General features: G+C 28.5%; 12 protein-coding genes. 9 read left to right on the top strand and 3 right to left on the bottom strand.

Going from position 1 to position 12,501, the window contains the following annotated elements:
* The first annotated feature begins 31 nt into the window (after positions 1-31).
* A complete protein-coding gene (gene pdxH / locus ACTTBM_RS00335; protein WP_440634241.1) occupies positions 32-658 on the top strand; it encodes a pyridoxamine 5'-phosphate oxidase in 627 nt (208 codons plus the stop codon).
* Here pdxH and ACTTBM_RS00340 read toward each other — a convergent pair.
* On the bottom strand, positions 655-1,668 hold the full coding sequence (locus ACTTBM_RS00340) for a polyprenyl synthetase family protein (RefSeq protein ID WP_440634242.1): 1,014 nt from the start codon (positions 1,666-1,668) through the stop codon (positions 655-657). The two genes, pdxH and ACTTBM_RS00340, sit on opposite strands and share 4 nt — an antisense overlap.
* Before the next feature lie 114 nt (positions 1,669-1,782).
* Between ACTTBM_RS00340 and ACTTBM_RS00345 the strand changes: the two genes are divergently transcribed.
* Genes ACTTBM_RS00345 through ACTTBM_RS00365 form a run of 5 tightly spaced genes read left to right on the top strand, consistent with a single transcriptional unit; the run spans position 1,783 to position 8,391 of the window.
* A complete protein-coding gene (locus ACTTBM_RS00345) occupies positions 1,783-2,586 on the top strand; it encodes a S49 family peptidase (protein WP_440634243.1) in 804 nt (267 codons plus the stop codon).
* Complete coding sequence (locus tag ACTTBM_RS00350) at positions 2,552-3,448, top strand: glycine--tRNA ligase subunit alpha (protein ID WP_440618083.1); 897 nt, start codon at positions 2,552-2,554, stop codon at positions 3,446-3,448. The genes ACTTBM_RS00345 and ACTTBM_RS00350 overlap by 35 nt, the downstream gene beginning before the upstream one ends.
* The gene (glyS, locus tag ACTTBM_RS00355) at positions 3,448-5,517 is read left to right on the top strand and encodes a glycine--tRNA ligase subunit beta (RefSeq protein WP_440634244.1); all 2,070 of its coding nucleotides are present in this window, start codon (positions 3,448-3,450) and stop codon (positions 5,515-5,517) included. Before ACTTBM_RS00350 ends, glyS begins: the two co-directional genes overlap by 1 nt.
* Complete coding sequence (gene ppdK, locus ACTTBM_RS00360; protein WP_440634245.1) at positions 5,514-8,174, top strand: pyruvate, phosphate dikinase; 2,661 nt, start codon at positions 5,514-5,516, stop codon at positions 8,172-8,174. Before glyS ends, ppdK begins: the two co-directional genes overlap by 4 nt.
* A gap of 10 nt (positions 8,175-8,184) precedes the next feature.
* Positions 8,185-8,391: a DUF1737 domain-containing protein gene (locus ACTTBM_RS00365; protein ID WP_440634246.1), complete on the top strand. Its 207-nt coding sequence runs from the start codon at positions 8,185-8,187 to the stop codon at positions 8,389-8,391.
* A 72-nt stretch (positions 8,392-8,463) separates the two neighbouring features.
* Here ACTTBM_RS00365 and ACTTBM_RS00370 read toward each other — a convergent pair whose 3' ends face one another.
* Entirely contained in the window at positions 8,464-9,666 is a 1,203-nt protein-coding gene (locus tag ACTTBM_RS00370) for a hypothetical protein (protein ID WP_440634247.1), read from the bottom strand.
* Between the two features lie 67 nt (positions 9,667-9,733).
* On the bottom strand, positions 9,734-10,267 hold the full coding sequence (locus tag ACTTBM_RS00375) for a hypothetical protein (protein ID WP_440634248.1): 534 nt from the start codon (positions 10,265-10,267) through the stop codon (positions 9,734-9,736).
* Between the two features lie 254 nt (positions 10,268-10,521).
* On the opposite strand from ACTTBM_RS00375, the gene ACTTBM_RS00380 reads away from it, so the two are divergent.
* From ACTTBM_RS00380 to ACTTBM_RS00390, 3 genes are read left to right on the top strand one after another with little or no spacing between them, the layout of a single operon-like run.
* Positions 10,522-11,184, top strand: a complete 663-nt coding sequence (locus ACTTBM_RS00380) for a recombinase family protein (protein WP_440634249.1) — start codon at positions 10,522-10,524, stop codon at positions 11,182-11,184.
* Between the two features lie 21 nt (positions 11,185-11,205).
* Positions 11,206-12,123 carry a DUF6804 family protein gene (locus ACTTBM_RS00385; RefSeq protein ID WP_440634250.1) on the top strand — a complete coding sequence of 306 codons (918 nt, stop codon included), beginning with the start codon at positions 11,206-11,208 and terminating at the stop codon, positions 12,121-12,123.
* The gene (locus ACTTBM_RS00390) at positions 12,123-12,461 is read left to right on the top strand and encodes a hypothetical protein (protein ID WP_440634251.1); all 339 of its coding nucleotides are present in this window, start codon (positions 12,123-12,125) and stop codon (positions 12,459-12,461) included. Before ACTTBM_RS00385 ends, ACTTBM_RS00390 begins: the two co-directional genes overlap by 1 nt.
* Positions 12,462-12,501: the final 40 nt, after the last annotated feature.

Here is a 12,501-nt window from a genome sequence, read left to right on the forward strand (position 1 = left end):
TTTATATTATATAGATTATTTTGTTTAAATTATGAATGAAAAAAACAGACTTGGTATTAACAGCTGCTTTTTAAATTTAGATGACCCAATTAAGTTATTTGAAATATGGATGGAAAAAGCCAAACAGACTGAACCAAATGATCCAAATGCAGTTGCGCTAGCAACTTCAAGTAAAAATAATGTTCCATCAGTCAGAATGGTGCTCCTTAAGGATTTTAATAAAGATGGATTTGTTTTCTACACTAATTTAAATAGTCGAAAAGGTAATGAACTAAAGGAAAATCCTAACGCTTCAATGTGTTTTCATTGGAAAAGTCTTTTAAGACAAGTCAGAATTACTGGGACTTTATCATTAGTTTCTGATGATGTTGCAGATGAATATTATTCTTCCAGAGCATATGAAAGTAGAATTGGTGCATGGGCATCAAATCAGAGCCAAGAATTAAAAAATAGAGATGAATTGATAAATTCAATTAAGGTATATAAAAATAAATATTCTGATGAAACAAAAGTTCCTAGACCAAAACACTGGTCTGGGTGGAATTTAAATCCACAAAGTATAGAGTTTTGGCTAGATGGAGAAAATAGAATTCATGAAAGATTACTCTATACAAAAAGCCAGAATGGATTATGGAATAAAGCTTTATTAAGTCCTTAAAAATTTCTCGCTAAACTGAAAGATGTAAGTTTTTTAAGAATTTCTTTTTCTTTAGTATCCCTGAACACACTTAAAGAATTTGATGCTAAATTAATATAGTGCTGAGCTTTTTGGTAGCACTCATTTATAATCTTATATTTATTAATCAAAGATATAATATTATTAAAATCTTCTTTTGTTCTTTCTTTTCTATTAAATACTTCTTTTAGCTTATTTTTTTCATTGTTTTCTAATTTTTGGTAAAGCAAGATTATTGGTAAAGTCACTTTTCCTTCAAAAAAATCTTTTCCTATTTTTTTTCCAAACAACTTTAATTCAGAATTATAATCTAATGTGTCATCTGCAATTTGAAAAGTTAACCCTAAATTCCTTCCATAAAATTCTAGCGCATCCTTTTCTTTATTTTCTACTTCAGCTAAAATTGCACCTACTTTTGTTGAAGCAGCAAATAGTTCTGCAGTTTTGGCAGAAATAATTTTTAGATATGTTTCTTCAAGCATATCAACTTCATTTTTATGTTGTAGTTGTAATACTTCTCCCTGGGCAATTTTAGATGAAGTTGATGATAATAATTTTAATACCTCTAAGTTTCCATCTTCAACCATCATCTCAAAACATCTACTTAAGAGATAATCTCCAATCAAAACCGAGGAATGATTGCTCCAAATTTTATTTAAAGTTTCTTTACCTCTTCTAATCTCACCTTCATCGATAACATCATCATGCATCAAAGTTGCACTGTGAATAAGTTCTACACAAGCTGCTAAATTTACGTCTCTTGAACCTTTTGAGTAACCACATAACTTAGCGCTTCCTAATGTTAATAAAGCCCTTAGTCTTTTGCCACCAGTCTCTATATGATAATTAGTCATTTTTTGAACTAATTGAACATCACTAGTTAATTTGGATTTTATTCTTTCTTCAGTCAAAGCTAGTTTTTCTTCAACAGAATCCTTCAATTGGAAATATGAATTATTTATCTGGTTTTTAAGCTGTACTACAGTTCCCATATTAATTTTAAATTAATATAAATAAGCTATATTTATTACTTATCATTTGACGCACCTATTTCTTCAATTATAAGTAGTCTTTATAATCAACTAAATATTCTGTAAGAGATAAATATGTTCTCCTTTTTAAAAAAGAAAAAAATTGTTTCACATATTAAATTAAATGGCGTCATTGGTAATGCTGGTAAATTTAAGCAAGGTATTGATTTTGCAGGACAGGAAGAAATTATTAAAAAAGCTTTTTCACTAAAAAAAGCTGCTGCAGTAGCAATATCAATCAATTCTCCAGGAGGTTCACCTGTACAGTCACATTTAATTTATAGTTTTATTCGTCAGCAAGCTAAAAAAAGTAATAAGAAAGTTATTTTTTTTGCAGAAGATGTTGCTGCATCTGGGGGATATCTTATCTCATGTGCTGGAGATGAAATTTATGCAAATTCAAGTTCAATTATTGGGTCTATAGGGGTTATATATTCATCATTTGGTTTTACTGAACTAATTAAGAAAATAGGTGTTGAGAGAAGGGTTCATACAGCTGGAAAGAACAAGAGCACGCTAGATCCTTTTATGGAAGAAAAGGAAGAAGATATTCAAAGACTTAAAAATATTCAATTAGATTTACACCAAGATTTTATAAATGTTGTTGAAAAAAGTCGTGGAGCAAAATTAAATAAAACAGAAGTAGAATTATTTTCTGGTGAATTTTGGTCAGGTTCAAGAGCTAAGAAATTAGGATTAATAGATGGCATAGGAGATGCACATGAAATCTTAAAAGAAAAGTATGGTGAAGATGTTGTAATTAAAAAATTTGAAAAAACAAAAGGGTGGTTAAGTCAAAAACTTTCATCTTCAAATCATATTGACCAATTTGCAAATATTTTAGATGAAAGATCAATCTGGCAAAGATATGGTTTCTAAATCAAAAGAGAAAATTCTTACATTTCAAGATACAATTTTAAATCTTCAAAAGTTTTGGAGTAAAAAAGGATGTGTAGTTCTCCAACCTTATGACATGGAAGTAGGAGCAGGCACATTTCATCCAGCAACGACATTGAGGTCATTAGGGGCTAAACCTTGGAAGACAGCATATGTGCAGCCATCAAGAAGACCCACAGATGGAAGGTATGGAGATAATCCAAATAGACTTCAGCATTATTATCAATTTCAAGTTCTTATAAAACCTTCGCCTGAAAATATTAAAAAACTTTACCTCAATAGTTTATCATCTATAGGAATTGATCATTCGGATCATGACATTAGATTTGTAGAAGACGACTGGGAAAGTCCAACATTGGGTGCTGCTGGTCTTGGTTGGGAAGTATGGTGTGATGGTATGGAAATTACTCAATTTACTTATTTTCAACAGATGGCAGGATTTGAGTGCAAACCTGTTTCTGTAGAAATTACATATGGATTAGAAAGAATATGCATGTTTATTCAGCAGCAAAAAAATGTCTACGATCTGTTATGGAATGATGATGGTGTAAAATATAAAGAAGTATTTCATCAAGCTGAAAGAGAATTTTCGGCATATAATTTTGAACATGCAAATGTAGAGTCACTTTTTAAAATGTTTGATATGCACGAGTTGGAAGCAAAGTCGCTAGTTGAAAAAAAAATTTCACTACCAGCTTATGATCAATGTTTAAAAGCAAGTCATGTATTTAATATATTAGATGCACGTGGAGCAATTAGCGTTGCTCAAAGAGCAGGATATATTGCAAGAATAAGAGATATTACAAAATCAGCTGCTAGTATTTGGTTAGATAGTCAAAAATAATGTCTGAATTTTTCTTAGAATTGTTTAGCGAGGAAATACCTTCAAATTTACAAAAAAATTTAAGAGAAAATTTACTAAAAAGTTTTAATGAATTTTTTTTAGAAAAATCTATTAAATTTAAAAAAAGTTCGTCTTACTCAACACCCAATAGGTTGTTAATTTTGTTTGAGGGGGTTGAAAAGAAAATAGTTTTAAAATCTGAGGAAATAAAAGGTCCGAGTACAAAGTCTCCGGATGCTGCGCTGGAGGGATTTGCGAGATCAAATGCTGTTTCAAAAAAAGAATTGTTTATAAAAAAAACAGATAAAGGTGAGTTCTATTTTTACAAAACTAGATCAAAAAAATTAGATACTCATACTTTATTAGAAGGAGCCATACCTCAAATACTGAATAAAATTCAATGGAAAAAATCAATGAAATGGTCAAATTATGAACTATTATGGGGTAGGCCGTTAAAATCTATCTTATCCATTTTTGATAAAAAAAAACTAAATTTTAAATTTCATCATTTCATTTCATCTAACTCGACATTTATAGATAAAGAATTTGAAGAAAAGAAAAAACTATTTTCAGACTTTAAAACATATAAAAATTTTTTTAAAAAAATGGATATACTTATTGATCACGCTGAGAGAAAAGATTTAATAGAAAAAAAATTCGAAATTATATTAAAAAAAAGAAATATAAATATTCAGAGCAATCCCAAGCTTCTTCAGGAAGTAGTCGATTTAACTGACCAACCTAACGTAATTGTTTGTGAATTTGATAAAAAATTTTTAAATATACCTAAAGAGATTTTAATACTAACCATGCAGCATCATCAAAAGTATTTTCCTACTTTTGATAAAAAAGGAAACATTACAAATCAATTTTTGGTAGTAGCAAACAATAAAGATAAAAAAGGATTAATTAAATTAGGAAATGAAAGAGTAGTTGAGGCAAGATTAAGTGATGCAGAATTTTTCTGGCAGAAAGATAAAGCTCAAAATATGGTCAAAAAAATTTCAGATTTAAAATTAATGAATTATTTCAAAGGTCTTGGAAATTATTTTGACAAAGCTCAAAGAATGAGAAAGCTTGGTGCTATTATTTCTGATGAGTTATTAATTAGTAAAGAAAAGGTAGAATTATCAGCATCGATAAGCAAAGTAGATTTATTATCTGAATTGGTTGGTGAATTTCCAGAACTTCAAGGGATTATGGGAGGTTATTTTGCAAATGTGCAAGGTTTTGATAAAGAAATATCACTTGCTGTTAGTGAGCAATATTTGCCAGTTGGATCTGGAACAAAAATTCCAAAAAAACCTTATAGCATTGCTTTATCTTTAGCCGACAAGATTGATACTTTAGTTGGATTTTTTGGTGTAAACCAAAAACCAACAAGTTCTAAGGATCCTTTTGCCTTAAGAAGATTGGCATTAGGGATTGTTAGAATTGTGATTGAAAATAAAAAAGACTTTAAAATTAGAGATTTAATAAATTATTCCTCAAGTCTGTATCAGGATCAAGGATTTAAATTTGAGAATAAATCTTTACAAAAAGAATTAGCAGATTTTTTATTAGAGAGATTGAAATATTATATGAAGGAGGAAAATATCCGAAACGATATAATACAAGCTTCAATAAGTTCTTTTAACTTAGATCAATCTGTAATTATTTTTAATAAAGCAAAAAATTTAAACAAAATAATAAATCAACAAAATGGAATAGATATTATTTCAAGCTATAAAAGAGCATCAAATATTCTAGAAAGTGAGATAAAAAAGGATAAAATCGAATTATCTAATACAACTGACCCTGGTATTTTTAAAACTGAGCTTGAAAAAAATTTATTTAAAAAAATTAATGAATTGAGGAAATATTTTTCAAGTATTAATAATGATGAAAATTTTGTTCAAACTCTGGACAATTTAGCAAGTATTAAAAGAGAAGTATTTGATTTTTTTGATAATGTAATCGTGAATGAGAATGATCTGGTAATTAAGAAAAATAGGCTAGAACTAATTCAGATCTTGTGTAAAACATTCGACAATTATGTTAATTTTTCTTTGATCGAGTCTAACCAATGACAAAACTCATATTAAACTTCAATTCAAAACGATCTAAAAGTATTAAAAATCCTAAAAATTTTTTAGGTGGAAAAGGTGCTAACCTTTCTGAAATGGGAAGAATGGGTTTGCCAGTTCCTCCTGGTTTTACAATATCCACTAAAGTTTGTGAGATTTTTTATAAAGATAAGAAAAAATTGAATAACAATTTAATTTCTCAAATTAAAAAAGAATTAAAAAATATAGAAAAAGAGGTTTCTAAAAAATTTGGAGACTTAAAAAATCCTTTGTTATTATCTGTTAGATCAGGCGCCAGAGTATCTATGCCAGGAATGATGGATACAATTCTTAATTTAGGTTTGAATGATAAAACAGTAAATGCATTAGCTTTGAAAACTTCTAATGGGCGATTTGCCAAAGACAGTTACAGACGATTTATTCAAATGTATGGAAACGTTGTGATGGGTGTAGAGAGCTATCATTTTGAAGAGTTAATCGAAAATTATAAATTAACAAAAGGTGTTTTGTTAGACACGGACTTAGATGAAAATGATTGGGATGGTTTAATTGAAGATTTTAAAAGAACAGTAAAAGAAAAAACAAAAAAAGAATTTCCTCAAGATGTATTTCAACAACTATTTGGAGCAATTAGTGCTGTATTTTTATCATGGGAAAGTAATAGAGCAAAAGTCTACAGAAAATTAAATCAAATACCAGCAGAATGGGGAACAGCAGTCAACGTTCAATCAATGGTTTTTGGTAATATGGGTGATGATTGTGCTACCGGAGTTGTATTTACAAGAAATCCATCAGATGGATCAAATGAAATCTATGGTGAGTACTTAATTAATGCACAAGGTGAGGACGTTGTTGCTGGTACAAGAACACCTCAATATATAACTAAGAAGGCAAGAAAAAATGCTAAAGTTGAAGAACCTTCAATGGAGGAGTCTTTGCCAAAAGTTTTTAAAGAATTAAAAAAAATTTTAAAAAAATTGGAAAAACATTACAAAGATATGCAAGATGTAGAATTTACAGTTGAGAATAATAAACTGTGGATGCTTCAAACTAGATCAGGAAAACGAACTGCAAAATCTGCAGTAAAGATTGCAGTTGATATGGTTAAGGAAAAATTAATATCAAAAAAAGAAGCAGTATTAAGAATTGATCCAAATTCTTTAGATACACTTTTGCACCCTACACTTGATGAAAAGACTACAATCAATGTAATAGCAAATGGTTTACCTGCTTCACCGGGTGCAGCGAGTGGGAAAGTGGTATTTACTTCAGAGGAAGCAGAAAGATTAACTTCGATGATGCAAGATACTATCTTAGTAAGAGTAGAAACCTCACCTGAAGATATACAAGGAATGCATGCTGCAAAAGGAATTTTGACGGCTAGAGGAGGAATGACGAGTCATGCCGCAGTAGTTGCAAGGGGCATGGGAAGACCATGCGTATCTGGTTCAAGTGAAATTGATATAAATTATGAAATGAAGTCATTTAAAACATCTTCAATGGAAATTAAAGAAGGGGATGTAATTACTATAGATGGATCAACTGGTAGAATTATATCAGGAAGTGTGGCAACAGTTAAACCAGAGATATCTGGAGATTTTTCCAAGATAATGACTTGGGCAGATAGTTTTCGAAAATTAAATATTAGAACAAATTCTGAAACACCTAAGGATACTAAAACAGCAAAAGATTTTGGAGCTGAAGGAATTGGTCTTTGCAGAACAGAACATATGTTTTTTGATGAAGAGAGAATTTTATCAGTAAGGGAAATGATTTTATCAAAGACTAAAGAAGATAGATCAATTGCATTAAAAAAACTTTTACCTCATCAAAAAAAGGATTTTATAGAAATATTTAAAATTATGAGTGGATTGCCAGTTACAGTAAGATTGTTAGATCCACCTCTTCATGAGTTTTTGCCTCGAACAGATAAAGAGATTAATGAAGTTGCAAATATTGTTAATCTTCCAGTAAAAGAAGTAGAATCTAGAATTGATGAATTGCATGAACAAAATCCCATGTTGGGTCATAGGGGATGTAGACTTGGAATATCTTTTCCTGAAATATATGAAATGCAATGTAGAGCAATATTTGAAGCTCTAGCAGAGCTCAAAAAAGAAAAAATTAAATCTGCTTTTCCAGAAATTATGATCCCATTAGTATCTACTGAAGCAGAAATAAAAATTATGAAAGATTTAGTGATAAGAATTGCAAGTGAAGTTCAAAAAGAGCATAAATTAAAAATTGAGTTTATTGTAGGTACGATGATTGAGCTTCCTAGAGCAGCAATAAAAGCCAAAGATATTGCAAAACATGCTGAATTTTTTAGTTTTGGAACTAATGATTTAACTCAAACTACATTTGGAATAAGCAGAGATGATAGTGGGAAATTTTTAAATGATTATATAGATAATAAAATTTTTTCAATTGATCCGTTTATTTCGATAGATGATGGAGTTGGAGATTTAATCAAAATTGCTGTTGAAAAGGGAAAAAGTCAAAATAAAAATATTAAACTTGGAATTTGTGGAGAACACGGTGGTGATCCTAACAGTATTTTATTTTGCTCAAAAGCTGGATTAAATTACGTTTCTTGTTCTCCGTACAGAGTTCCTGTAGCAAGATTGGCTGCTGCACAAGCCGAATTAAAACATAAATAGAGAGAATTTTATGAAGGGATATAGATTTATTACAGATGATGACACATCAAAATTTTGTCACCGTGTTACTGAAGCATTGTCAAATGGTTGGACTTTATATGGAGAGCCAAAAATGAAATTTGATAAAAAGAGAGGTGTTATGCGTTGTGGACAAGCAGTAATAAAAAATTCACCTAAAAAAAAATACTCAAAAAAAATTAATTTATCATCAATTTAAAGTAGGGGGCGTTCTGTTTCCCACATCTTTTAAGGAATATATTAGAAAATAAGACTTTTTGAAACTTTGTTCTTAGTAGTTCTTAGTAGTTTTCTGTTTTCTGGTTCTTTCAGGATATAACTGATTATGGATATTCACTAGATTATCATCTGATAAATCTTGATAGTGTTTATTAATCATTGCGACACTAGTGTTTGAGTGAATTGCAACAATATTAGGGTCAACTTCTTTACTTCTTCTATTTGAGATAAATGAATGTCTAAAAGTATAGATAGGTCTTTTTTGACCATTCACATCATAGAGACCAATCTTGTCTGATATTCTAATAAAGTTCTTTCTTATTCTATTAAATAGTTTTTCTCTATTTTCCTCATTTGGGAAAAACAAATAATCAAGTTCTGTAGCATTAGGGTATCTATTTACTATTCTTGGATACACATCATCTCTAAACCAATCTGCTACGGTTTGAGTATGTCTATCTTTTTTGGTTTCTAATAAAGTCACTTTCATAATTGGTTTATTAGGATTTAGCGGGTCATTAATAAAACCAATATGATTTCTTTTAATTCTCAATAGTTCTAATCCAGGTCTAAAACCTGCAGACTTTAACATACAAAGAAAATCTGCCACTTCATCATAAAACATATCTTCTCTAGTTTTGTATTCATCTCTAAATGCATTGATTATTTGTTTGGTTTCTTTTGGAGAGTAAGCAAGTCTTCTTATTGAATTGCCTGTAAGTTTGGGAAACTCTGGCATTACATCAAATGGGATATTATTATTCATAAGTGCTTTTTTAAACATGTTAGAAATGATGATTTTGTAATTTCTACAAGTTGCAACTGCTAAACCTTTTATTTTAAGATTATAAAATAACTGACTGACTTTTTCTTCTACTTCACTAGTATTTGAATAATCTATGTCTTTAAATAGAGGTAGTATTTCATTGTTATATTGACCCAGTTCTTTTTTATATCTTTTTTCATTAGTTAGTTTTCTGACATTAAAATATGGAACTGCTATATCTTTGTGAAAATCTTGTATTAGTTTTGTTTTAAAATTTTCATATTTTTCAAAGTTAAATTTCTTAAAATATGAAATTGAATATGCTTCTGCTTTTTTTACATCTTTTAGTTTTGAAGATTGATACTCCATACCATTTGCAGAATATGATTTATTAACAAAGAAACTAAACCACCAATAAGGACTTCTTACATATTTAAAAAGTTTTATTGGGTATTTGTTTAGTTTCTTTTGTTCAAGGATTTTTGGCATTTTGAAATTTTATGCTAATTAGTTCCCACCCATTTTCAAGCAGGAACCAATTAAATTATTATTAAAATTAAATTGTTAATGCTATTTTAGTTTTAGAATGTTTAAACCTTTGTTCTGAATTAGAACCTAAAATTCTTTCTTTTTTGTCAGAAAGGTAATTATTATAATGTAGAGTATTAACTGGTTCAGAATTTTCTATATAATCTTTTAATTCTTCTTCAGTTTTTAATTCACAATCATCAGAATAGATTAAGGTTTCTTTATAAGTTTTTACAGGTTCTTTATATGGAACATAGACTAAAGTTTCTTCTTCAATTTCATTAATCCATTTTGACAATAAGTTTTTTAGACGGTTCTTATTCTTAAAATATTCTAAACACATTGCATTTAAACAACCTATCTTTTTGCCTTTGTATTCAGCATTCATAAAGTGAGAGTAATTAGCAGAAATACTTAGTGAAATTCTGTAATGTCTTACTCCTTCAACTAATCTTTGTTGTTCATTTTCTAGTGCCATTATATCTTCTAATAAATGACCGTTATCATTGTTTTCACTTACATGTTCAATAAATGGAAACTTTTTTCTTTTTAATGTTTTCATTTTTTCCTTCACATTTTCTAGTAACAGAACATCAGACACACCTATCCTGTTACCAAAGTTAATTGGTTTAAATTTACAAATGCTTAAGCACTTGTGTTTATGTCTGTCATAGTGTGAAGTCTTATAGAGATTTAAGGTTTTTGTAGTGTTTCTCTATATTATTAATATATCACAAAGCATCAAAAAAGTCAATGCTGGTTTGAACTTCAGAAATTTTTTTTGCCATTTTAATTTTCATCACTACCATTCCAACCATGAACATTGCTTACATCCGTGTTTCACATATTGAAAGTTTAAACGGTACATCTTTAGACACACAAGAAAAAAGATGCAGAGCATTTTCAGAACTTCATGGTTTTAAAATTGATAAAGTTTATTCTGAAATAGTTTCTGGTGGAGTAGAGTTTAGAAAAAGAAAAGTATTTCAAAAAGTTTTAAAAGAACTTGGTTCTAATGGAAGATTAATAGTTAGTAGATTAGACAGATTATCAAGGTCAGTTCTACAAACATTGCAGTTAGTAGAAGACTTTAAAAAATCACATAATCAACTTTGTATTACTGATATTGGTAATGTGCATACAGATGGAGTTTCTAAGGTGTTTATTACTATTCTTGCTTCATTAGCAGAAATAGAAAGAACTAATATTTCTGAAAGAATTAAAGCAAGTAAAGAAATAGCAAAACAAGAAAGACGGTACTTAGGGGGTTATTCTGAGTTTGGTTATAAAGTAGATAAAAACAATAAATTAATCCCAGATGATAAAGAATTTAAGATGTTGCAGTCTATGATAAGTTTAAGAAAATCAGGACTAGGGTATCGTCAAATATCTGATGAAATAAAGAACAAGTATGGAAAAAGAATATATTTTCCACAAGTTCATAAGATTTTAAATAGAGACCATAATAGACATTTCTAAGTTTTCTTTTAAAATCTAAAAATGAACTATTATCTGTGGGGTCAGTTATTTGGAAAAATAACAAGTATTGTTGGGATAGGTTCTTTTGCCTCTGGATTAATATTTAAAAAACAAAAATATCTATTAACTTCAATTTTTTTGTTCTCTTTAATAGAACTTTTTTTTACTTACATAATTTTAGGAATAGAAGTTAAAGATAAAACTTTAAATTTAGTACTGATAGTTATGGGTGGATTAATAGCGGGGTATTTACCATTTTTAATTAAGAGTTTTTTTATTAAAGAAAAAAAACAATCTCCACAAATTTTAAAAAAGACTAATCAAGAAACAAAACAAACAAGTTGGTCATCTTTAAAACTAGCATTTTATAGTTTTATAATAATTTCATTATCAATATTTGCTCTATCTTTTTCAGAAGAATATAAAATTTTAGGAATATTTATAATTTGGTTTTATATCATTCCTGTAGGTGCTTTATTTTTTAGTATAGTCAGTTATTTTGATTGGGCATTTAAAACTACTGCTGCCGAAAGAGCAAAACTTCAGAAAAAACTTTCTAAAGACAAAATTGATTATCAAAAAGTTTTTGATGATTTCTTTTTTAAAATTAGTGAATACTTTAATAATAGAAAAAATAAGAAAATGAAGAAAGCAAAAGAAAAGGATATATTTTGGATAGCACCAATTGTAGTATTGGTTATCGCACTATTTCCATTGCCAATAGGATATTATACTCTTTCAAGATTAGTTGTTAGTGCTTGTGCTTTGTATTACGCAATTCAATTTCATAAAAGAAATAACACAACATACACTTGGATATATGGTTTTCTTGTAGTTCTTTATAATCCTATAATACCAATTTATCTTTATGAAAAATTTATCTGGGTAGTGGTTAATTTAATTACAATTTATATTTTTTATAAGAACAAAAAAAAATAATGAGTGAAAAAAGTACTATTAATAAAATTAGTAAAATTTTATTCTTATTTTATGTTTTAATTCCATTTTCTATTCAAATAATATTATCATTACTTAACTTAGATTTGTGGGGAGAGATTTATGGCACTTACTTATTCTTTCTATCAATTTATATGTTATGGAATAAAGATAAATTTCAAATTCATTTTCTATATCATTATGTTCAAATAATTTCAGGGTTAGTTGTTTTTGGTGTTTTGTTATTTATTGTATTGTTGATTGGTTTTATGATTGTCTTTGGTTTAGACAATTTGTTTGATGGCGCTATAATTGATTTTTTAAGACCTTATTTTAGATAATACTTAAAAACATTAATAAACTAGAGAATTGTTATAGACG

The sequence above is a fragment of the Candidatus Pelagibacter sp. HIMB1746 genome (genome assembly GCF_052047555.1).
Classification (GTDB): Bacteria; Pseudomonadota; Alphaproteobacteria; order Pelagibacterales; family Pelagibacteraceae; genus Pelagibacter.